23 protein-coding genes and 1 other RNA gene are annotated in these 20,201 nt (G+C 58.4%); 13 read left to right on the top strand and 11 right to left on the bottom strand.

What is annotated here, in order from left to right; all coding sequences use genetic code 11:
• Positions 1-21: 21 nt before the first annotated feature.
• The gene (locus tag KQ296_RS11635) at positions 22-378 is read right to left on the bottom strand and encodes a hypothetical protein (RefSeq protein WP_011933103.1); all 357 of its coding nucleotides are present in this window, start codon (positions 376-378) and stop codon (positions 22-24) included.
• Positions 379-406: 28 nt separating this feature from the next.
• Entirely contained in the window at positions 407-1,384 is a 978-nt protein-coding gene (locus tag KQ296_RS11640) for a ligase-associated DNA damage response exonuclease (protein WP_011933104.1), read from the bottom strand.
• 81 nt (positions 1,385-1,465) lie between these two features.
• Between KQ296_RS11640 and KQ296_RS11645 the strand changes: the two genes are divergently transcribed.
• Complete coding sequence (locus KQ296_RS11645) at positions 1,466-3,064, top strand: multicopper oxidase family protein (RefSeq protein ID WP_011933105.1); 1,599 nt, start codon at positions 1,466-1,468, stop codon at positions 3,062-3,064.
• Positions 3,065-3,083: 19 nt separating this feature from the next.
• Here KQ296_RS11645 and nadA read toward each other — a convergent pair whose 3' ends face one another.
• Positions 3,084-4,016 carry a quinolinate synthase NadA gene (nadA, locus tag KQ296_RS11650; RefSeq protein ID WP_011933106.1) on the bottom strand — a complete coding sequence of 311 codons (933 nt, stop codon included), beginning with the start codon at positions 4,014-4,016 and terminating at the stop codon, positions 3,084-3,086.
• Positions 4,017-4,125: 109 nt separating this feature from the next.
• On the opposite strand from nadA, the gene KQ296_RS11655 reads away from it, so the two are divergent.
• The 3 genes from KQ296_RS11655 to KQ296_RS11665 all read left to right on the top strand — a co-directional run bounded on the left by KQ296_RS11655 (position 4,126) and on the right by KQ296_RS11665 (position 6,982).
• A complete protein-coding gene (locus tag KQ296_RS11655; RefSeq protein WP_011933107.1) occupies positions 4,126-4,920 on the top strand; it encodes a TIGR04168 family protein in 795 nt (264 codons plus the stop codon).
• Entirely contained in the window at positions 4,920-6,014 is a 1,095-nt protein-coding gene (locus tag KQ296_RS11660) for a hypothetical protein (protein ID WP_011933108.1), read from the top strand. The genes KQ296_RS11655 and KQ296_RS11660 overlap by 1 nt, the downstream gene beginning before the upstream one ends.
• Positions 6,015-6,238: 224 nt before the next feature.
• Positions 6,239-6,982, top strand: coding sequence for a glycoside hydrolase family 104 protein (locus KQ296_RS11665; RefSeq protein WP_011933109.1), 744 nt, complete (start codon positions 6,239-6,241; stop codon positions 6,980-6,982).
• A 32-nt stretch (positions 6,983-7,014) separates the two neighbouring features.
• On the opposite strand, the gene KQ296_RS11670 is transcribed toward KQ296_RS11665, so the two are convergent.
• Entirely contained in the window at positions 7,015-7,818 is an 804-nt protein-coding gene (locus tag KQ296_RS11670; RefSeq protein ID WP_011933110.1) for a TPM domain-containing protein, read from the bottom strand.
• Positions 7,819-7,853: 35 nt separating this feature from the next.
• On the opposite strand from KQ296_RS11670, the gene KQ296_RS11675 reads away from it, so the two are divergent.
• A complete protein-coding gene (locus KQ296_RS11675; protein ID WP_011933111.1) occupies positions 7,854-9,086 on the top strand; it encodes a class I SAM-dependent methyltransferase in 1,233 nt (410 codons plus the stop codon).
• Here KQ296_RS11675 and aroB read toward each other — a convergent pair.
• Positions 9,058-10,161, bottom strand: a complete 1,104-nt coding sequence (gene aroB, locus KQ296_RS11680; protein ID WP_011933112.1) for a 3-dehydroquinate synthase — start codon at positions 10,159-10,161, stop codon at positions 9,058-9,060. The two genes, KQ296_RS11675 and aroB, sit on opposite strands and share 29 nt — an antisense overlap.
• A 71-nt stretch (positions 10,162-10,232) precedes the next feature.
• Here aroB and KQ296_RS11685 point away from each other — a divergent pair, with 71 nt between their 5' ends.
• The 3 genes from KQ296_RS11685 to ssrS all read left to right on the top strand — a co-directional run bounded on the left by KQ296_RS11685 (position 10,233) and on the right by ssrS (position 12,561).
• Positions 10,233-11,123: a carbohydrate ABC transporter permease gene (locus KQ296_RS11685; protein WP_011933113.1), complete on the top strand. Its 891-nt coding sequence runs from the start codon at positions 10,233-10,235 to the stop codon at positions 11,121-11,123.
• Between the two features lie 73 nt (positions 11,124-11,196).
• Positions 11,197-12,375, top strand: a complete 1,179-nt coding sequence (locus KQ296_RS11690; RefSeq protein WP_041428828.1) for a 5-(carboxyamino)imidazole ribonucleotide synthase — start codon at positions 11,197-11,199, stop codon at positions 12,373-12,375.
• A gap of 2 nt (positions 12,376-12,377) precedes the next feature.
• A non-coding RNA gene (gene ssrS / locus KQ296_RS11695) (6S RNA) lies at positions 12,378-12,561 on the top strand.
• A gap of 3 nt (positions 12,562-12,564) precedes the next feature.
• Here ssrS and KQ296_RS11700 read toward each other — a convergent pair.
• On the bottom strand, positions 12,565-12,840 hold the full coding sequence (locus tag KQ296_RS11700) for a DUF2103 domain-containing protein (RefSeq protein ID WP_011933115.1): 276 nt from the start codon (positions 12,838-12,840) through the stop codon (positions 12,565-12,567).
• 78 nt (positions 12,841-12,918) lie between these two features.
• Between KQ296_RS11700 and KQ296_RS11705 the strand changes: the two genes are divergently transcribed.
• Positions 12,919-13,146 carry a hypothetical protein gene (locus KQ296_RS11705; protein ID WP_011933116.1) on the top strand — a complete coding sequence of 76 codons (228 nt, stop codon included), beginning with the start codon at positions 12,919-12,921 and terminating at the stop codon, positions 13,144-13,146.
• A 6-nt stretch (positions 13,147-13,152) separates the two neighbouring features.
• On the opposite strand, the gene KQ296_RS11710 is transcribed toward KQ296_RS11705, so the two are convergent.
• A complete protein-coding gene (locus KQ296_RS11710; protein WP_011933117.1) occupies positions 13,153-14,535 on the bottom strand; it encodes a BCD family MFS transporter in 1,383 nt (460 codons plus the stop codon).
• Positions 14,536-14,570: 35 nt separating this feature from the next.
• Complete coding sequence (gene clpS, locus KQ296_RS11715) at positions 14,571-14,867, bottom strand: ATP-dependent Clp protease adapter ClpS (protein ID WP_011933118.1); 297 nt, start codon at positions 14,865-14,867, stop codon at positions 14,571-14,573.
• A 70-nt stretch (positions 14,868-14,937) separates the two neighbouring features.
• On the opposite strand from clpS, the gene petN reads away from it, so the two are divergent.
• The 3 genes from petN (at position 14,938) to KQ296_RS11730 (ending at position 16,589) form a co-directional block, all read left to right on the top strand.
• The gene (gene petN / locus KQ296_RS11720; protein WP_006041398.1) at positions 14,938-15,039 is read left to right on the top strand and encodes a cytochrome b6-f complex subunit PetN; all 102 of its coding nucleotides are present in this window, start codon (positions 14,938-14,940) and stop codon (positions 15,037-15,039) included.
• 1 nt (position 15,040) lies between these two features.
• A complete protein-coding gene (locus KQ296_RS11725; RefSeq protein WP_186473183.1) occupies positions 15,041-15,193 on the top strand; it encodes a hypothetical protein in 153 nt (50 codons plus the stop codon).
• 163 nt (positions 15,194-15,356) lie between these two features.
• On the top strand, positions 15,357-16,589 hold the full coding sequence (locus KQ296_RS11730) for a hypothetical protein (RefSeq protein ID WP_259726504.1): 1,233 nt from the start codon (positions 15,357-15,359) through the stop codon (positions 16,587-16,589).
• On the opposite strand, the gene psb29 is transcribed toward KQ296_RS11730, so the two are convergent.
• Positions 16,580-17,260: a photosystem II biogenesis protein Psp29 gene (gene psb29 / locus KQ296_RS11735; protein ID WP_011933120.1), complete on the bottom strand. Its 681-nt coding sequence runs from the start codon at positions 17,258-17,260 to the stop codon at positions 16,580-16,582. The genes KQ296_RS11730 and psb29 overlap by 10 nt on opposite strands.
• An 80-nt stretch (positions 17,261-17,340) precedes the next feature.
• On the opposite strand from psb29, the gene clpP reads away from it, so the two are divergent.
• Complete coding sequence (clpP, locus tag KQ296_RS11740; protein WP_011933121.1) at positions 17,341-17,931, top strand: ATP-dependent Clp endopeptidase proteolytic subunit ClpP; 591 nt, start codon at positions 17,341-17,343, stop codon at positions 17,929-17,931.
• Between the two features lie 68 nt (positions 17,932-17,999).
• On the opposite strand, the gene KQ296_RS11745 is transcribed toward clpP, so the two are convergent.
• Together KQ296_RS11745 and ftsH are read right to left on the bottom strand one after the other, a co-directional pair.
• Positions 18,000-18,233, bottom strand: coding sequence for a hypothetical protein (locus tag KQ296_RS11745; RefSeq protein WP_011933122.1), 234 nt, complete (start codon positions 18,231-18,233; stop codon positions 18,000-18,002).
• A 42-nt stretch (positions 18,234-18,275) separates the two neighbouring features.
• Positions 18,276-20,189 carry an ATP-dependent zinc metalloprotease FtsH gene (gene ftsH / locus KQ296_RS11750; protein ID WP_011933123.1) on the bottom strand — a complete coding sequence of 638 codons (1,914 nt, stop codon included), beginning with the start codon at positions 20,187-20,189 and terminating at the stop codon, positions 18,276-18,278.
• Positions 20,190-20,201 lie beyond the last annotated feature (12 nt).

Consider the following 20,201-nt stretch of genomic DNA (forward strand, 5'->3'; position numbering starts at 1 on the left):
AGGGAAGGACGGTGCTCCCCGTCAGTAGCTCCAGCGGTTGAGATTGCTGTTGGCAGGGCCTGTGACCTGAACGTTGCAACCGGGAACCTTGGCGGCAGCACTGTTGAAAGCGCTCACGTAGGCCTTCACATAACCGCCATCGGCATAGCGATTTAGCGCTGCCTGCAGCTGTGCCAGAGAGGTCCCGACCTGATCTCTGCTGAGCACGCCGGCCTCGAGGCCAGCGCAGATGTCAGCTGCTGCGCTGCTGCCGTCAGCCGGAAACACCACCGTGTTGATCTGCTCAATCCTGACCGTGACGTCCTGTGCTGCGGCAGGCGTGGGCGCGACAGCGACGAGGAGCCCCAAGCCCATCAGCGCAAAACGGGGGTTCAGCATGGGTCTCGATCCGGGGCCTGACCCTAGTTCAGCTGAGCTGTTCGAGGGGGCGGGCATCGAGTCCGTGCCGCTCTCTGAGGTAACGGGAGAGCACATCGTTCTGGCCGTGCGTGACGTAGATCGTTTTGGCCCCCGACTCGAGCACGGTTCGGATCAAGCCCTGCCAATCGGCATGATCGCTGAGCACGAAACCCCGTTCGTAACCGCGACGCCGGCGTGCACCACGAACGGTCATCCAGCCGGAGGCGAAGGCGGTCTGCGGAGAACGGAAGCGGCGCATCCAGGCCGAACGGTGGGCCGATGGGGGAGCAAGGATTAACCGTCCGGCAATCGTGTCTTTGCGCGGCAGGGCACTCACCGGTTGGCTTGGCGTCATGGCAATTCCAGCCATTCGGTAGCTGCGGGTCACGGTTTCCACTGCCCCATGCAGAAGGACTTCGTCTTCAACGCCGATGGCATGCAGTTCGGCCATCAAGCGTTGAGCCTTGCCGAAGGCGTAGCAAAACAGCAGCGACGGGCGCTCCCGATCACCCTGCCACCAATCGCGGATCTGCTCAGCGATGCGCTGCCCCGGTTCCCACGCGTAGATCGGCAGTCCGAAGGTGGCCTCGGTGATCAACACATCACAGGGCACCAGCTCGAAGGGGTCACAGCTTGGATCGCTGCAGCGCTTGTAGTCACCAGTCACCACCCACACTTCATCGTTCACACACAGGCGAATCTGGGCCGACCCGAGCACATGCCCGGCACTGTGAAACGAGATGCAGGCCTGATTGAGCCAGAACTCGCGGCCGTAAGGCATGGCATGGAGTGTGATGTCTTGCCCGAGTCGCTGTCTGAGGACGCCTTCGGAGGACGCAACGGCCCAGTATTCGTCACAGCCAGGCCTGGCGTGATCAGCATGGGCATGGGTGATCAGCGCGCGCCTGACTGGCCTGGACGGATCAATCCAGGCGTCCGCTGCTCGGCAATAGAGACCGCTATCGGTGTGTTCGAGAAGCGCCATCCATCAACTCTGGCAAGCGCAACAGTGAGAGTGAGAGTGTTTTTGCAGTCAGCCTGACTACGTTGAAAAAAAAGTTTTGGCATGACCAGTCGCCGTCAATTTCTTCGTTTATCCGTTGTTGGCACTGGTTTGACACTGCTTGGGCGTGATCTCAGGACACGGTCCCGCGCTGCAGCCCTCTCCCTTTGGGAAACCTTTCGAAATCGTTGGCCTTTCAACAGCTCCCGCAATGCCGCCACCACGGTGCTCAAGGTTGTGAGCAAGCCACTCACCGTGAATGGACGCACTGTGACGCGCGGATCGATCCAGCAGGCCGATGGAACCTTTGGATACGTCGTGACCCGTGATCAGGGTGTGGATGTGGAGATCGTCAACACCCTGGAGGTGCCGACAACGATCCACTGGCATGGGCTTTACATCCCGAATCTGCAAGATGGCGTTCCCTTTGTGACCCAACCGCCGATCCCTCCGGGTCAAAGCCTGCGCATTCAGTACCCCTTGCTGCAGGACGGAACCTTCTGGATCCATTCCCATTACGGATTACAGATTCAGGATTACGTGTCGGCGCCCTTTCTCGTGCTCACACCGGAGCAGGAGCGCTGGGCCGATCGCGACGTGACAGTGATGTTGCGCGATTTTTCATTCACCCCCTCTGATCAGATTCTCAAAAACCTGATTGCTGGTGAGGATGGTGGCGGCACCGCAATGGCGAAATCGCTCAGCAATTTCGCTTGGAATCAGCCCAGGGATGTGCTGGTGCAGGGGTGGAACCCAACCTCCCAGCGTTTTGAATGGCGCACGGATCGTCAGCCGGTCAAGCAACCGGATGTCGTGTACGACGCCCTGCTGGCGAACGACCGAACGTTGGACGACCCAGAGGTGATTGAGGCCAGGCCTGGTGACACCGTGGTGTTGCGGATGATCGCTGCCAGTGCCTTTGTGAGCTGGTTTGTGGATCTTGGCGATCTTGTTGGAACGCTGTTGCGTACGGATGCCAATCCCGTGGAACCCATTGAGGGATCTGTGTTTCAGCTGGCCACTGCCCAACGTCTCGCCATTCGCGTGACGCTCCCCGACGAACCTGGACTATTTCCCGTGCTGGCCTATGGCCAGCGCAGCAACATGCGCTGTGGCGTGGTGATCAGAACTTCGCAGGAGTCGCTGCCGTCACTGAATCCCCAGACCGATCAATGGATCGGACGCTTGTCGTTCCTGCAAGAACAACGGCTGCGCAGCCGCACGCCTCTGGCTTCGCGCCCTGTCGACAATGAGATTCCCGTTGCCTTAACCGGTCCGGCTCCTCGTTACAAGTGGAGCTTGAATAACAAGGTGTACCCCTACCGCGATCCCTTTCGCGTTCGCCGTGGTGAACGGGTGGAAATCGTGTTCAGCAATCCATCGCCGATGGCTCACCCCATGCATCTGCATGGCCATGAATTCGAAATCGTGGAAATCAACGGACAGCGGCTCCAGGGAGCCACCCGCGACACGGTGATGGTGCCGAGTGGTGAAACCTGCCGTATCGCTTTCGACGCCAATCAACCTGGCATCTGGGCTTTCCACTGCCACATCACGTATCACGATGCCGAAGGCATGTTCAATGTTGTGGCTTACGACGATGCCGATCTGCGTTGGTGGCAGCCGGAGCAAGTGGATCAGGAAGACCTGCGTTTCCGCTGAGAGCGAGACCGGGGTTGATTCAGCGGCTCATCTCAAGCATGCGCCGGATCGGAGCCTCAGCCTTCGAACGCAGGGATTCGTCCATCGCGATCTGCGGTGAGAGGGTTTCCAGACAATCACGGAGCTTCTCCAAGGTGTTCAGGCGCATGTAGGGGCAGGCATTGCAGCTGCAGCCATCGAGGCCTGGCACATCGATCAGGGTTTTGTCAGGAACCCGCTGCTTCATCTGGTGGAGAATTCCAGGCTCCGTCAACACAATGAATGTGTCTGAAGGGCTTGATTGCGTGTAGTTGAGAAGCTTGCTGGTGGAGCCGATGAAATCGGCCAGATCCAGGAGATTCTCCAAACATTCCGGGTGGGCGATCACTTCAGCCTGGGGATTTTCAAGCTTCAGGCGTAACACCGCCTCCTCACTGAAGGTTTCATGCACAATGCATCGCCCAGGCCAAAGGGTGAGCTCCCGGCCGCTCTGGCGTTGCACCCAACGACCAAGATTCTGATCTGGAGCAAACAGGATCGGCCGATCGGCCGGCAGCTGATTGACCAGGTCAACTGCATTGCTGCTGGTGCAGATCAGATCGCTCTGTGCTTTCACCGCCGCAGTGCAATTGATGTAGCTCACCACCAGGTGATCCGGATGCTCAGCGCGGAATCGGGCGAATTCATCGGCTGCACAATCATCCGCCAGGGAACATCCCGCGTCGAGGTCAGGCAGCACCACTGTTTTCTCTGGGCTGAGAATCTTTGCGGTTTCAGCCATGAAATGAACGCCGCAGAACACGATCACATCCGCAGCGGTGCTGGCCGCTTTGCGTGAGAGCTCGAGGGAGTCGCCGATGAAATCAGCGATGTCCTGAATGGCAGGCTCCTGGTAGTAATGCGCAAGGATCACAGCGTTGCGTTCCTTGCGGAGACGGTTGATCGCCGCGACGAGGGCGGGGTCAGCGCTCATCTGAGCCTTCTGGGGCAGGATGGTCCCAGCCTAGGCAGTTGCTCTGACGTCGCTCCGTCTTGCCATTGCCGGGGATCTGCACGGTGACTGGGGAGACCGGGATGCTGGATTGGCGCCGCAGCTTGGTGCTGATGCCCTGCTGTTTGTTGGCGATCTCAGCGATGGCGATCTGCGTCTTGTCAAACGGATCACCCAGCTGACCTGTCCGGTGGCTGTGATTCTTGGTAACCACGACCGGGGCAAGGACCGCAGTGGTGCCCGGCTTCAGCAGCAATTGACGCTGCTGGGCGACCGCCATTGCGCCTGGGCACTCCGTGCCTGGCATGCTCCAGCCGTGGGCATTGTCGGCGCCCGTCCCTGCAGCGCTGGGGGTGGGTTTCACCTCTCTCAAGCGGTGCAGGCCGTGTACGGCCCGGTGACGGAAGAGGAATCAGCCCGTCGAATTGTGGAGGCCGCCTGCCGTGTTCCCAATGACTGGCCGCTGGTGGTTCTGGCCCATTGCGGTCCTACCGGTTTGGGGTCTGAGGCGTCCAGTCCCTGCGGACGCGACTGGAAAAAGCCTGCGATTGATTGGGGTGATCGTGATCTCGCGTTGGCCTTGGAGCGCATGAAGGAGCGGCGGCGCGCTGATCTCGTGGTGTTTGGGCACATGCATCACCATCTGCGTGGGGGGCAAGGGGAACGCATCACCTTTCACCGTGACCGCGCGGGCACGCTGTATGTGAACGCTGCCTGCGTTCCACGTACGGGTCTTGATGCATCTGGGGAGCCACTGCATCACTTCACGTGGGTTGAATTCGAGGGCACCGTGCCCACTCTTGTGAGTCACCGCTGGTACCGGCCGCAGGGTGATCTCGCTTACGAGCAGACGCTCCACCGCGCGGGTGTGCAGGGGGGCATCTGATGCTGATCTACGTCTGCATCAGCAGCCATGGTTTCGGTCATGCCGCCCGTCAGGCCGCGATGCTGAGGGAGCTGCACGCCCTTCGCCCCGACTGGACTTTGGTGATCAGCACGATGGTGGATCGCCACTTCCTCGAGCTCGTGTTTCGGGATCTTCCCGTGGTGTTTCGCCCCGTGCAGTGGGATGTGGGGATGCTCCAGGCCGATGCTCTCGGTGCCGACCCGGCCGCCACCCTGGAGGCATTGCAGGATCTGGAGGACGCCCTTCCCCAGCGGCTGGATCAGGAAGTGGCCTGGATTCGCAGGCAGGAGGCGCCAGTGCTTGTTGTCGGCGACATCCCACCGGTGGCAGCCGAACTCGCCGAGCGGTTGCAAGCTCCCTTGGTCTGGATGGGTAATTTCGGATGGGACGACATCTACGAGCCCCTGGGGTCCGCTTTCGAGGGATGGGTGCGCCGCACGCGCGCGTGTTATCAACGTGGGTCCTTGCTCCTGCGCTGTCCGTTCTCCTTGGCGATGCGCTGGAGCGTGCAGGAGATTGCGTTGACGTTGGTCGCCGCTCAACCCAGGCCCATCCCTGGAGCGTTGGTGGCCGAGTTGCAGGAGCCCCCATCACCGGCTGTGCTGGTGGGCTTCGGTGGGCTGGGTTTGGGGCTTGACCCTGCGTTGTTCCAGCGTTGGCCCGATCACCGCTTCTTGCTCAACAGGCCGCGCAATCCCGATCTCAGAGACCATCTCGCGTTGATCAAGAACGTGACCTTGCTCCCCGACGACGTTCGCCCCCTGGATGTGATGCCCTACTGCAGGCGACATCTCGGAAAACCGGGTTTCAGTAGTTTTTGCGAGGCCATGGCAGCAAATCTGGGACTGCATGTGGTGCAGCGTGATGGCTTCGCCGAAGCCGCCGCCTTGATGAATGGTCTTCGCCAGCATGCGTTCCATCGCATTCTTCGGCGCGAGGACCTTGAATCGGGCCGCTGGGGTTTGGATGAGCCGTTGCAGCCGCCCAGCCAAAACAGGCTTGCTGCCACGGGTGCGCTTGAGGCAGCCCAGGCTGTGCAGAGGGTCGCTATTGATACTGTTCAGCGGATCTGATCGCCTCCATAGGCCTGGCTTATTGCTGCTCTGATCCCTGCGCTGGTCTGGCCCTGCTCGCCGTTGGGGCTGATGGTCGGGGCTTGGACGATTGTCCGTGTGTCACAGGGTGCCTGGGTGCTGGCCCCTCTGTTCGACACAGTCGGGCGGTGTTGATTTCAACATTGGAGTTCTGAATTCCGCTTTTAAAGCATTCATAACTTCTTGTTCTTCGGCTTCATTGCATGACTTTCCTTGCTCGTTCCATCTGTCGTGTTCTTCCGGCAGTGTCAGCAAGTGTCCTGCCCCTCCTCTCTCTCTCTGCTCCTGCCGGGGCCGTTCTACCTCCGGTTGGTAATGATCGTTCCCGCCTGGTGATGCTTCCTGAGGAAGCTGAGATTTCTGCCCTTCCTTACATCATCACGCCAGAGCGTCGGGCGATGCTCAACACCATCCGTTTTGCGGAAGGAACCTGGAAAGGCGGTTTGGATCTCGGCTACAGGGTGATGTTCGGTGGAGGATTGATGAGCTCCATGGACCGTCATCCCAACCGAGTGATTTATTCCTCCCGTTACGCCAGTGCAGCAGCGGGTGCGTATCAATTCATGCCCTTCACCTGGGATTTGGTGAAGCGCAGCCTCGGCGTGCGTGGATTCGGGCCGGAGGTTCAGGATCAGGGTGCCCTCTTCCTGATTCAGCGCCGCAAAGCTTTGAGCCTCACTGATACCGGAGTCATGACTCCGCTTCTCGCGGCCAAGCTGGCTCCTGAATGGGCGTCCTTTCCCACTCTGCGCGGACGCAGCTACTACGGCCAGCCTGTGAAGCGCTTTACGAATCTGAAGGGCTTCTACAACTTGAACCTGGCGCAGTTGCGCCAGATCCGTGACGCGAAGCGCGATGCTTTGGCGGATAAGGCTTCCGAAACTGAGACCGGCATGCCGAAAGCCCCTGTCTGCACAGGCCCCACCATTCTCTGTGGGATGCCCTGAGACCCAACCTCAGCGCTCCCACGTGGGATCACTTACTCCTTCGACTCGCTTAAGCGCCGCCCCACGGTCGCTTGCGCAATCAAGTAAGCGCCAACGGCACCCCCGATAAATCCCATGCCGTTGCGAATCAACGGCAGCAGCTCGCTGGTGCGTGTCACGACAGGAGCGATCCCGAACACCCCAAACAACATGATCCAAAGAGGAGAGAGGAGTAGCAGCCAGGCCCAGGCCACGCGCTCCCCTTCTTTGCGGGGATAGGCCGCAAAGCCGGCGATCAAGCCTCCGAGCACTGAAGTGCTGAGCGTCCAGAGCCATTGCTCGGTGGGCAGGCCCGGAACCACCTGGCAACCACCGCGATCGAGACAGATTTCCACCGCATCAATCGCAGCGAGCAGCGCGCCATCCTCGCCATGGTCACGCACGTAGTACTGATTGCCGTAGCGGGTTTGCAATTCCACCCACCAGGTGCGAGGCATCAGCGCGAAGAACGCATCGCCCACGTTGAAATTGAGCAGGTTGCCGCCCCGTGGGTCGCCCACCATCAGCAAGCTGCGCTCATCGAGCCCCCAGAACTCCTTCACGGCCAGACCTGGGGTGCGTTCGTACTGGGTCAGTACCCTGATCTTCCAGCCACTGCGTTGCTCGAAGGCATCCAACGAGCCTTCAAGCGATTGCAGTTCCTTCGTACTGAACACTCTGGCCAGATCAATCACGGGAGTCGGGTGATCTGGAAGCAGTTCGGGGTTGTCGCTGGCTTGAACGGGGGAGGCCAGCAGGAGCAACAGGGGAAGGCTTAGGAGTGCCGCCCAGCGACAGAGTGTTCGGCGGAAGCCCATGATCGTCAACGTCTGCCCGCCATTCTCACCAACTGATGGTCTCGGATGTGTGCTGCCCAGCCTGGTTACTGGATCGACTTCGGCAATCCGGAGGAGAGATTCCCTTTTCAATGTTCATGGATTGGGCCCTTCATGACCCTGTCCACGGGGCGTATGGGGCGGGCCATCTGACGGTGGGGCCTGATGGTGATTTCGCGACATCGCCATCTCTGGGTGAGGACTTCGCTGATCTGCTTGTGGATCAGCTCGTGGATTGGCTTGGGGACCTCGGGGAGCGCCACCCCGATGACCGCCTCTCCGTTGTGGATGTTGGCCCAGGTGAAGGCACGCTCACGGCGCAACTCATCCCCCTCCTTCGCCGCAAAGCACCGGCTTTGGCTGAGCGTCTGGACTGTGTTCTTGTGGAGTGCAATCCAGGAATGGAATCGCGGCAGAAGCAGCGTCTCGGTGCGTCTCCTGCCATTCCCTGCCGCTGGACGTCCCTCGAAGACCTACGGCGCAATCCCTTGATTGGCGTTGTGGTGGCCCATGAGCTGCTGGATGCGCTCCCCGTTGAGCGTTTGGTGCTCAGGGCAGGCACTCTGCATCGTCAGATGGTTCGTCTGAGGGTCGAGGGGGCCTCAGCACAGATTCATCTGGCAGAAGGCTCCTTCGAAGGAGAGCTCAGGGCACAGTTTCAGGAGGACTGTGCCCGCTCAGGGATGGTGATCCCACCCGCTGGGGCAGAGGATGGCTGGACCACGGAATGGCACGCCTCTGTGTCTCCCTGGATGCGGGACGCCGCTGCGGCTGTGCGCCAAGGGGTGCTGTTGGTGGTGGACTATGCCTACGAAGCTGACCGCTATTACACCCGGCATCGCAGCGATGGAACCTTGCTTGCTTATCGAGAGCAGGTGGCGACCCATGATGTTCTTCGCAATGCCGGCACTCAGGACATCACAGCCCATCTCTGTGTGGAAGCAGTGGTTGAAGCAGCTGAACGCAATGGCTGGATGCATGAGGGGCAACGCCGCCAAGGAGAAGCTTTGCTTGCCCTCGGTTTGGCCGAACGTTTCACTGCCCTGCAGTCGCTTCCCGCGGAGCAACTGAGCGAAGCACTGCAGCGCCGAGAAACCCTTTTGCGGTTGGTTGACCCAGCCTGTCTTGGTGATCTGCGTTGGATGGTGTTCCACCGGCAGAGCGAACGACGCGAAGATGACCCTTGGACACGCAGCCGTTTGCTCCACGATCCTCCAGCGCTCAGTGCTGGCTCGTCAGACACTGCCTGACGTCGTCATCACGGATCTGATCGCTGATCAGCACCGATCCAATGGCATCCGGCAGCACAAACCGCAATTGGCCGTGGCGGACCTTTTTGTCGGAGCGGAGGGTGTCAAGGACTTTGTCGATATTCAGTGAAGGCCACGCCGTGGGAAGCCCTGCCTTCTGGATCAGGGTCAATTGACGTTGCTGATCGCTGTCCGTCCAGAGGCCTTTGTTGACGGCCAGTTGCCCCACAGTTGCCATGCCGATGGCAACAGCTTCACCATGCAGCCACGTGCCGTAGCCGGTGAGTGTTTCCACAACATGACCGAAGGTATGGCCGTAATTGAGAATGGCCCGGCGTCCGCCTTCGCGTTCATCGGCGGCAACCACGGCGGCTTTGGCTTGGGCGGATCGCTCGAGAATGGTCTGGAGCAGCTCCGGCGTCATGCGGCCAGGATCGCTGAGATCCTCAGCCTGCTCGAGACGTTCAAACAGCTCGGGATCGCCGATCACTCCGTATTTGATCACTTCCGCCATTCCGGCACGGAACTCTCTGGCTGGGAGTGTTCGCAAGGTGAGCGGATCGATCATCACCAGTGATGGTTGATGAAAGGCCCCAATCAAGTTTTTCCCACAGGGATGGTTCACGCCGGTTTTGCCTCCGATTGAGGCATCCACCATGGCCAGAAGAGTGGTGGGAACTTGAATCACTCGGATGCCACGGAGCCAGCAGGCAGCGGCGAATCCAGTCATGTCTCCCACCACTCCGCCACCAAGAGCGAGCATCAGCGAAGTGCGTTCCAGGCCGTTGTGTTGGGCGGCGTCAAGAATGATCCTGAGGGTGTCGAGTGTTTTCTGTTCTTCGCCAGCATCGATCGTTAAGAGCACAGGTTTCAAACCTGCCGCTTCGAGACTGCTAAGGCATTGGGCGGCGTAGTGATCGGCCACGTCCGGGTTGCTCACCACGAGAATCCGAGTTCCAGCGCGCACTTGCAGTGCAGAGAGCGCGTCACCAACACGGGCCAGCTGGCCCGAACCGATGATCACGTCATAGGGGTTGCGTTCGAGGGCAACACGGATCCTGGATTCTGGTTCCATTGCCGTCGTGGTCTTTGAGGTCGTGGTCACTGACCCTATCCTCGGCTCGAAACGTTTCGGGTTGGATCGTGATGAAATCCGAAGGTGATCGCCGCCGAACCCTTACGGCCTGGAGCTTTTTGAGTCCTGCGCTCATCCTGCTGGCTCTCTCGGTTCTGATTCCAGCTGCCATGGCGCTGGTGATGAGTTTCACGCAAACAGGCCTTGATGTTTCCGAGCCCCTGCGTTTCATCGGATTCGCCAATTTGCGACGGTTAGCCGCTGATCCGATGTTTTACAAAGTGCTGGGAACGACCCTGCTGTATCTCATCGGAGTGGTTCCACCCATTGTGCTCGGTGCCCTCAGTTTGGCTGTGCTTGTGAACCGGGCGATCCCTGGAATTCACGTCATCCGGGCTGCGCTTTACACCCCTGTGCTTGTTTCGATTGTTGTTGCAGCGATCGCCTTTCGCTGGCTTTATGCCGAAAACGGTTTGATCAATGGTTGGCTCGGCGCTCTGATTGGCTCCGGCTTTCTTCCGATCGACTTTCTCTCCAATCCAGTCTTGGCGCTTCCTTCGGTGATGTTGGTCACGCTTTGGAAAGGACTCGGTTACTACATGGTGATCTTCCTGGGCGGACTGCAAGGCATCCCAGGTGAGCTTTATGAAGCTGCTGAACTCGATGGCAGTGAGGGCTGGAGAAAGCATCTCGACATCACGCTTCCTCTGCTGCGTCCCTATCTCACTTTGGTGGCCGTGATCTCTGCGATCGCTGCCACCAAGGTGTTTGAAGAGGTGTTTTTGATGACCCAGGGGGGACCTGCTGATTCCACACGCACGCTTGTTTATTACGTCTACGACCAGGCCTTTGCCGAGTTGGAAATCAGTTACGCCTGCACAGTGGGACTGGCTCTGTTTCTGATCGTTCTGTTGCTAACAGCTGTGCGCTTGGCCTTCAGCGATGAGCGTTCTCTGATTTAGTTCAGTCCCTGGCTCGATGCTGCTGTCTGATCTCCGCTCGGATGGCAAGCTTCAGGTTGAGGACGAGGCTGACATGGGGAGCGCTGACGGCGCAATCGGTGTGATCGGTGGCGGGCAGTTGGCTCGGATGCTGTCGGAGGCGGCTGCTCTCCGCGGCATTGATGTGTTGGTTCAAACCTCATCCGAAGCGGATTGCGCTGTGCCTGCATCCACCCGATGGGTGCAGGCCTTACCCACCGATCAGGATGCGACGCGAGACCTTGCCCGTGATTGCGGCGGCATCACCTTCGAGAACGAGTGGGTGACGGTGGACGCGCTGATGCCTTTGGAACGCCAGGGCGTGACCTTCGTGCCCTCCCTGGCCAGCCTGGTTCCCCTCGTTAACAAACTGTCCCAGCGACGCCTGCTCGACGATCTTTCCATTCCCAGTCCCCGCTGGATCTGTCTGGCCGAGATCAATCCAGGATCACCAGCGCTGCCTCCTGGTTGGACCTTCCCGGTGATGGCCAAAGCCGCATCCGGTGGGTACGACGGGAAGGGCACGCGCATCCTTGAAAATCTCAATGATCTGGCCCATCACCTGCGCAATGTGCGTGCTCAGGATTGGTTGCTGGAGAGTTGGGTGAACTTTGAGCGGGAGCTCGCTCTTGTGGTGAGTCGTGATCGACAGGGGCGAATCCGCCATTTACCGCTGGTGGAAACCCATCAGAGTCATCAAATCTGCGACTGGGTTCTTGCCCCTGCGGAAGCGGAGCCCTTGCTCGAGGCAACCGCTTACAACATCGCAGCCTCTTTGCTCACGCGCCTTGGATACGTGGGTGTGATGGCTCTGGAGTTCTTCTACGGCCAGGAGGGGTTGTTCGTGAACGAAATCGCTCCACGCACCCATAACTCGGGTCACTTTTCCATCGAAGCCTGCTCCAGCAGTCAGTTCGACCAGCAGCTGTGCATCACGGCAGGGTTGCCGGTGCCCTCCACAGAACTCGTGGTGGACGGTGCCTTGATGGTGAACCTCCTGGGGTTGCAGGACGCTGCTGCCGATGGCCATGACCACAATCTCCAGGATCGACTTGCCCGGCTTCGGTCGATTGCCAATGCCCACGTGCACTGGTACGGCAAGCAGGAACTTCCCGGTCGCAAAGTTGGGCACGTCACGGTTGTGTTGCGCGAAGAGCACGCCGAGACCCGTCGACAGATGGCGATGACAGCGTTGAATCAAATTCGTGAGGTGTGGCCGAATCCCCTAAATTGATTGTTGAACTACCCCGTTGGTGACAGCCTTCTTCTAGTGCTCTGATCTGACTCTCTTTCGACTTGGGGCAACTGTCGTGATGGTGCCGTAGACCGGCCTCGTAGCCGGAAACGAAGCCTCACTTTGTCGCCCCTTCTGGTAACTCCAGGTCGATCACTGGGGCTTGCACGGCTGGGTGGTTCACCCCCTTCAAGGGCAGGAAGCGGTGATCCGCTCTCGCAATTCCTCTTTACTCAGTGGTGTCACCACAAACACCTCCTGGGCGCTGGTGCCTCGGCGCGCCACCACCTTGAATCCTCCAGACACCGGGGTTGAAATTCGCAGTTGCAAGCCAATGCAGCGACCCCTGACCCGACTGAACACTCCAGGAGTGATGGTTTGAATCGCTGGGTCCCTGGCCAGCTTCTTCAGCCAAGGAATCAGTCCCTCGACGTAGGTGCTGTGCGTGATCACGAGGCGTCCCACAACCAGATCAACAACGTCGAATGAGCTGGCCGAAGCTAAAGGATCTGGCTACAGAGAAGACAACGATGCTGTCTAGCCATGCTTCGATCCGTTGACAGCCTGCGTCTTGAAGTGACCGCTCCACTCAAGGACCGCTGTGGTCCCCAGGCTCGCGTCCTAACAGCGGAACTGCATGGTGACGAAGTCAGAGGTCTGGCTTTTTGTCCCGGGAAAGTGATGCGCTACGTGCTGGTTGCCCAGAACCGGAAATTGAAAACCACAGAACTGCTCAAGCTCACCCGCACGAGCCGACAGCCGGCGGCCTGACGTTGGTTAGTCAAGTTCGCTGCTGAGAACGGACGTTAGTGCCTGCTCAACCTTGCGTTGAAACAGGTTGGTATCGACGCGAAGGAGCATCACGCCAGCGATGAGTAACCCGATGGCTTGCACGATGAAGACGCCTGCATAAGCACTGAAACTGTTCTGAGATCCGCTGAATTGACCAAAGAAGCTGAGGAGAGCACCACCTCCGATGGTGGCGAGTCCTCGGGCGTAGGCCTGCGCCAGCCCCCACACACCGATGAAGGTGCCAGCCATCAATGGAGAGGTGAGGCCCAGCATCAGGGTGAGGCTTGCATTGGTGCTGATCCCGGCTGCAGCACCAAAGAGAAAGAGTGCTCCCTTGAACAGAGGTTCGGAGTTCATGCCACCGGCGACCACGATCAGAAGCACGAAAACAGCCGATAGAAGACCTCCCAACAGGGCGGTGCGTTGGGCTCCAAGCCTGGGGACAAAGAGAAAGCCTGTTGTGGCGATGCCAAGCAATGTTCCGACTCCCCAGATGGCATTCAACCTGGTGGTGGCGCACACATCCATCGCGAAGATTGCTCCTCCATAGGGCTCGAGAACGGCTTCTTGCAGGAAGAGAGAAAAGGTGAACAGCGATAAAACCGCAAAGAAATATCCCACCTGTGGAGAGGCTCTCAGAATCGTCCAGGACGCCCCCAGAGAGATTTCCTGATCGTTGCTCTGGGCTTGTCCGACCTTGTTGTTGGTGAGTCGTGGTTCGACACCCGCGATCGCGATCAGCACGAGAGCGAAAATCACCATGGGGGCAATGGCGATCAGGCGCTTTACCCCAGCGATCACGTCCGTGAGCTCCGAGCTTGCGCAGGAGGAGCCGAGAAAGGAACTCAGAAGGATGGCGCCGACGACAATTCCCACCATCAACATCGACCAAACGATCGAAACCAGCACCGGACGTTGCTTCTCAGTGCTCACGTCCACCAACAGGGCTGCAAACGGCGTTGAACTCGCTGAAATCGCAATGCCGTACAGCAGAAAAACGACGGCCAGCAGCAACCCTCGTGTGATCACAGCTGACGTGTCATCCAGCATGGATGCAGCAGCGATCCAAAGCACCATCCGACCGGCAATCCAGGTGAGTGCGCAGAAGGCAGCGGCTCCTCCGATGATGAACGGGGTTCGGCGCAGCCCTCTCCAGCGGCAGCGATCCGATCGTTGACCAAACCACACCCGGGTGAAGGCAACGAGCTGTTGGCAGCCGAGGGCGAGGGCCGTTAGCGCGGCGGGAACAGCGAATTCTTCAATCAGAAGCCTGTTGAAGATCCCCAGGGTGAGCACCGACAGCGCGCCCAAACAGGCCTGAAAAAGACCGAGGCGGATGGCGAGCAAGACAAACTTGGCCGAACCCATGGGGGTTGATCACATGCCCGTGAACCCTACGCTCACTAACAGCGTTCAATTGGAGCCATCGTTAGGCCTTCAGCTCCAAGTTGCTGGTGGTAGAGCTCTGCTTGCTCGAGAGGACCACACCAAACCTCCGCTGCACCCTCACCATCGATGCGATGGGCCAAGGACCAGGCTTTTTCGGTGTTCATGCCAGGAATGATCCTGCACAGACTCTCCACCACATGCTCAAAGGTGTTGAAGTCGTCGTTGAGAACAATCACACGCGCTTGGGGATAGCGCTGCGCTTGCCGATCCCTTTCAAGAACGGTGGAAACGCCCGGTGATGACGAAGTCATGAGAGCTCGTGAACAACTGGCCTAAACCGGCCAATACCTTAGGTAAAATTCCCCCAACCACGTTTAAGACATGCTGTTCACCCTTGCCTGGGCTTCTCTTGCAGCTGTGTTCAGCTTTTCGATCGCCATGGTGGTGTGGGGGCGCAACGGTGACGGCACGCTGAATTTCTGAGGTGCTCGCAACAGTTGAATCCCAGTTGCTGAATCAAGGCTTGGCGGTCACGGCCACAGCTCTGCTCGTGTTTGTGAGTGGAGCTGTGATTTATCTGTCTACCATTGAGTGGAGAGACCGTCGTCGCCGGCGTTCACCCAGTGGTCGCAGTTGAGTTCAGTTCATTCGACCGTCGGTTCATTGCTTCAGGGCTCAAGTCTTGTCCTGCCACTGCGCTCGGACTTTCTCTGGTCATCCTTGGGTCGATCCTCGGCCTGGGGTCGACGGCGAGTCGCAAACTCTCTCAGCGTGATGCAACCGCGCGTTCCCTCGCTCGGTTGGCCGAAGGGTTCACCCTGATCCAGAGCTTTCAGGGGGATCCACGTCGACCTGTTCCCGCGCTTTGGAACGCTCGTCTTGGCGTTAAACCGGCGCGTGATCTTTGGAAGCGTCAGGGAGGCATGCTCTGGTGGCAAGCCTGGTCATTGGACGGAGAAGCCTATTTGCTCCTCCCCGCAACATTGGCCCCGTCTCAAGCGCAGCGGTCCATCGGCAAGCGCTACGGCTCTCTGGTGGTGATTGGCACCGATCAGTTGCACCGTGAGCAGCTGACGCAGCGCATCAAGGCGGTGACGCCTCAAACGCCAGCCTTGCGTGAAGGTGGGCTGTTTCAGTCTTGTCTCGACTCTCTGTCGAAACGACCCAGTGTGTACTGGACCGCTGATGCCTTGGCCTCCTTGAGCGGTGCTCTCGCCCCCTTGCTGCAGCAAGGACGGGAGGGATGCATGCAACTGCGCCTTCAGGGACGGGCTTTGCAGTGGAGTGGTGTGATTGCACAACGCCCACTGCGCACCAGCGCGGCGAAAGCGCCATTGGTTCGCTGGCCCAGCGACAACGATGAGGCAGTGGCCGCTGAGCCTTCAACCTTGCTGCGTGTCGACGGGTCTGCGTTGCAGTTGATTTTTGGAACCCTGATGAGTCGGCAGATCATTCAGGTTCCTTTGGAACAGAACTACGGCATTAACGAGGCGTTGCGATCTCGGATCAGTGCATCACCCTTTTCGCTACGACTCGTTGCCCGGCCTACAGGCCTGTATCGGGCAGGGCTGCAACTACAGATTCCTGTTCCCAAGGACCAGGCTTCGTGGTTCAAGGTGCTCACTGCCGTCAGTGAGAAGCTGAAACGTCGTGGATTCTCTCCACTGCAACGAGCCGATGATTCGGCGCCTCAGGGAGAGCAGCTGTGGTCCAAAACCGATGATCCCCAAGCCACCATCGTTGGTGGCTGGCGTTGGCTTGGAGACAACGACCAACGGCTGCTGAGCGTGGGCTTTGGCATTGAACCGGAAGGAACGCCGTTCATCCGCAATCTCGCAGTGCCCGATGCGGCGTCCCTGGTTGTTCAAGCTGATCCACTGACGCTGGCCGGCATGGATCTCCTCAGTGGACGTTGGCCCAAGCCGATGACCAAGGCATCAACGCTGACCTTTGAGGTCAAACCCTTAGAGACCCGCCAACCGGCCAAAGGGCTTTGGCGGTTGGTGGGTCAACTGACATTGCCTCAATCTTGAGGCTGCTTGTTTTCAGAGGCCTGGCGTTCCCGCTTGCGGCGCTCGGACGCGAGGGTCTCTTCCATCAATTCGACCGCTTGGGCCATTTTTTCAAGGTTGTTTCTGTACAGGCTGAGATCCTTCTCCAGACGAGGCCTCGACAGTCCTATCTGCTCACCGATGGTGTGAGCTGTCTTGCAGAGCTCCTCGGGATCCTGCGAATCGCCCTGGGCAGAGGACAAGAGCGAAAACAGACCGACAGCCATCAGTCTCGAATAATGGAATTGCTCGCCAGCGATGTCGGCAAGACCGGTGGCAAGGGGGCCGGGAGCTCCATCCCCTTTCGCTTGCAGCCAAGTCTGAACCTCGTCGACGCTGTGACCGGACACAGCTTGCTCCGAGCCTTCGGCGAGGGATTTCAGCTCTTCGGCGTTGAAGCCATTGCAACTGCAAAGGGCATCGAACAGCTGGGGGAGGTGATCAGCAGGTCGGTATCCCTTGGTAAAAGCCGTGAACACCTGCCGCAGGCCAACAGCAAAGAGTGCATTGGTCTTGAACTGCGTCTGGTGACTGAGCAGATGCAGTTCCACAAGCAACTCATCGGCAGTGCGTCGGTAGAGCGACGGAATCACGTAGGGAAACGCTGCGTGAAATGCCCTTTTGCTGTCTGCGATCGTCCGAAGCCCTGTCAAGGTTCTCTGCAGCTGATTCAAGGCATGACCATAGCGCTGCCGACGCCGCCGTTAGGATTAATGGAGTGTGCAGGAGCAGCATGATCCCCATCGTGATCGAGGAATCCGGGCGCGGGGAAAGAGCCTTTGACATCTATTCCCGTTTGCTGCGGGAGCGCATCATTTTCTTGGGAGAGGCTGTCACGAGTGAATCAGCCAACCGTATCGTTGCCCAGCTGCTTTTTTTGGAGGCAGAAGATCCGGAAAAAGATATCTTCTTGTACATCAATTCACCTGGTGGATCCGTTTACGACGGACTGGGTATTTTCGACACGATGCAGCACATCAAACCCGATGTGCAGACCGTCTGTGTTGGTCTTGCGGCAAGCATGGGAGCGTTCCTGCTTTGCGCAGGAGCGAAAGGAAAAAGAAGCAGCCTCCGTCATTCTCGGATCATGATTCACCAGCCCTTGGGCGGTGCCCGTGGCCAGGCGAGCGACATCAGAATTCAGGCCGATGAAATTCTGTTCCTCAAGAACCGTCTGAACCAAGAGCTGTCGGAGCGCACATCTCAGCCATTGGAGAAGATTCAGGAAGACACAGACCGTGACTTCTTTATGTCACCCAATGAAGCTGTGGATTATGGGCTGATCGATAGTGTGATCGACAAACGTCCTGTGCACTCCGTCTAATCGACTGCGAAACAAAAATTCCACTCAGGTCAGGGTCGGTGACTTGAGTGGATTTTTATGGTTGGTTGTTAAATAGACAGATCTTTTTTGCTGGTTCGTAATTCGTTCCAAAGTGATTTGATCTCAGCGTAAGCCTCGCTCTGTTCAATTTTTCCGTTGGCTTGTAGGCCAACAATCAAGCCCACGCGTTCAGCGAATTGCTCAAGATTCTGATGGAAAGCTAAGCGTTCCGGAGACCAGTCATCTCCCCGATAACTGCTGAAACTCTCAAGTGGAGAATGAATTCCTTCTCCAGGCTCCATAGACCAACCAAAAAATCAATCATGGAACCCGGAGATTAAATCTCAGTTAAGAACGGGTGAGAAGCGTTCTTTTTCGGGGATGTTGGTAACTTTGGCAACCATGTCTCTGAATTCATCTCCGTCGAGCGTTTCTTTCTCGATCAGTAGCTCAACGAGATCGTCCATGAGCTCTCTTTGGGCGCCAACAAGCTCCAGTGTTTCCTGATAGCACTGCATCACAATGTTGCGCACCTGATCGTCAACTTGCTTTGAAATCGCTTCCGAAACATCACTGCGAGTCATCAGGTCGCGTCCAAGGAACACTTCCTGACTGCCACCTTCCAGAGACATGGGGCCAAGGTTGCTCATGCCGAAGCGGGTCACCATCTGACGGGCCATCGAAGCGACCTGTTGAATGTCTCCACCCGCTCCGGTGGTGACTTCAGAGCGTCCGAACACCACGTCTTCGGCGGCGCGCCCACCAAGGGCTCCCATAATGCGCGCCTTCAGCTGTGAACGTGAGACCAGCATCTGCTCTTCATCCGGCGAGAACCAGGTCAAACCCTGCGCCTGGCCCCTTGGAATCAGGGTGACTTTCTGAACAGGGTCGTGGTCTTTCACCAGAGTGCCCACAAGGGCATGCCCAACTTCGTGATAGGCGATCAATCGCTTGCTCCGACCGTCGGTGAGCGGTTGACCTTCCATGCCAGCGATGATTCTGTCGACGGCATCGTCGATCTCCGAGAGGCTGATCGTTTCCTTACGACGGCGGGCGGTGAGGATTGCTGCTTCGTTGAGAAGATTGGCCAGGTCTGCTCCGGTGAATCCGGGGGTGCGTCTGGCGATGCTGTCGAGTGAAAGCTCGGGATCGAGTTTTTTATTTCTGGAATGCACCTCCAGAATGGATAGACGGCCTTTGATGTCCGGAGCGTCAACAGTGACCTGGCGATCGAAGCGACCGGGACGCATCAGTGCAGAGTCGAGAACGTCGGGACGATTGGTTGCGGCAATGATGATGATCCCGCTATTGCCTTCAAAGCCGTCCATTTCTGTGAGCAACTGGTTCAGGGTTTGCTCACGTTCGTCGTTGCCACCACCAATTCCAGCGCCTCGTTGACGGCCAACAGCATCAATTTCATCGATAAAGATCAGGCAAGGGCTGTTCTCTTTGGCACGCTTGAAGAGATCGCGAACGCGGCTTGCACCAACGCCAACAAACATCTCCACGAACTCCGAACCGGAGAGGGAGAAAAAGGGAACACCAGCTTCACCAGCAATTGCTTTGGCAAGCAGGGTCTTGCCCGTACCCGGAGGGCCCACCAGGAGAACACCTTTGGGGATCTGTGCACCAACTGAGGTGAATTTTTCGGGTTGCTTCAGGAAGGTGACAACTTCTTGAAGGTCTTGCTTGGCCTCGTTCACGCCGGCAACGTCGTCAAACATCACGCCGGTTTCGGCCTCCATCGCAAACCGGGCCTTCGTCTTGCCGAATTGCATGGCTTGACCCGGTCCCCCAGGCATGTTGTTGGAACGCCGCGCCAGGAAAATCAAGGAACCGATCAGGAGCAGAGGGAACAACAGGTTCCCGAGCAGACCCAGGGCCGGTGGTGCTGTTTTTGGAGGGTGGATGTCGAAGCTGATTCCCTCCGCCTTCAGGGTGTTGATCAGCTCGGGGGCAAGCCCAGGAAGATCAACTCTCAGACGTTGCACGCGGTTGTCGAGGTCGGGGTCGACGGCTTCCACGACGGCGTCCCGTCCTCCGTCATAGATATCGACAGAGGTGACCCGCCCTGCTTGGACGTAATCGAGGAAGCGTCCGTAGCTCATGCGGGCAACCGCAGTGTTTCGCGGTGCCACGGTGGGTCCACCAGGCTTGAGACCGTTCAATCCACCGCTCCCCAGCACCTGCCAGGCCAGCACCAGAGCAATCGTGATCGGGAGACCCCAAAGAAGGATCTGGCGCCAGCGTTGGTTCATGGATCTCGTCTT

Source organism: Synechococcus sp. CS-197 (genome assembly GCF_025128215.1).
Classification (GTDB): Bacteria; Cyanobacteriota; Cyanobacteriia; order PCC-6307; family Cyanobiaceae; genus Synechococcus_C.

Bases quoted from the DNA above. Each gene is read 5' to 3' on its own strand.
- KQ296_RS11635 (WP_011933103.1), bottom strand. From the start codon at position 378: ATGCTGAACCCCCGTTTTGCGCTGATGGGCTTGGGGCTCCTCGTCGCT.
- KQ296_RS11640 (WP_011933104.1), bottom strand. From the start codon at position 1,384: ATGGCGCTTCTCGAACACACCGATAGCGGTCTCTATTGCCGAGCAGCG.
- KQ296_RS11645 (WP_011933105.1), top strand. From the start codon at position 1,466: ATGACCAGTCGCCGTCAATTTCTTCGTTTATCCGTTGTTGGCACTGGT.
- nadA (WP_011933106.1), bottom strand. From the start codon at position 4,016: ATGAGCGCTGACCCCGCCCTCGTCGCGGCGATCAACCGTCTCCGCAAG.
- KQ296_RS11660 (WP_011933108.1), top strand. From the start codon at position 4,920: ATGCTGATCTACGTCTGCATCAGCAGCCATGGTTTCGGTCATGCCGCC.
- KQ296_RS11665 (WP_011933109.1), top strand. From the start codon at position 6,239: ATGACTTTCCTTGCTCGTTCCATCTGTCGTGTTCTTCCGGCAGTGTCA.
- KQ296_RS11670 (WP_011933110.1), bottom strand. From the start codon at position 7,818: ATGGGCTTCCGCCGAACACTCTGTCGCTGGGCGGCACTCCTAAGCCTT.
- KQ296_RS11675 (WP_011933111.1), top strand. From the start codon at position 7,854: ATGGTCTCGGATGTGTGCTGCCCAGCCTGGTTACTGGATCGACTTCGG.
- aroB (WP_011933112.1), bottom strand. From the start codon at position 10,161: ATGGAACCAGAATCCAGGATCCGTGTTGCCCTCGAACGCAACCCCTAT.
- KQ296_RS11685 (WP_011933113.1), top strand. From the start codon at position 10,233: ATGAAATCCGAAGGTGATCGCCGCCGAACCCTTACGGCCTGGAGCTTT.
- KQ296_RS11690 (WP_041428828.1), top strand. From the start codon at position 11,197: ATGGGGAGCGCTGACGGCGCAATCGGTGTGATCGGTGGCGGGCAGTTG.
- KQ296_RS11705 (WP_011933116.1), top strand. From the start codon at position 12,919: ATGCTTCGATCCGTTGACAGCCTGCGTCTTGAAGTGACCGCTCCACTC.
- KQ296_RS11710 (WP_011933117.1), bottom strand. From the start codon at position 14,535: ATGGGTTCGGCCAAGTTTGTCTTGCTCGCCATCCGCCTCGGTCTTTTT.
- clpS (WP_011933118.1), bottom strand. From the start codon at position 14,867: ATGACTTCGTCATCACCGGGCGTTTCCACCGTTCTTGAAAGGGATCGG.
- petN (WP_006041398.1), top strand. From the start codon at position 14,938: ATGCTGTTCACCCTTGCCTGGGCTTCTCTTGCAGCTGTGTTCAGCTTT.
- clpP (WP_011933121.1), top strand. From the start codon at position 17,341: ATGATCCCCATCGTGATCGAGGAATCCGGGCGCGGGGAAAGAGCCTTT.
- KQ296_RS11745 (WP_011933122.1), bottom strand. From the start codon at position 18,233: ATGGAGCCTGGAGAAGGAATTCATTCTCCACTTGAGAGTTTCAGCAGT.
- ftsH (WP_011933123.1), bottom strand. From the start codon at position 20,189: ATGAACCAACGCTGGCGCCAGATCCTTCTTTGGGGTCTCCCGATCACG.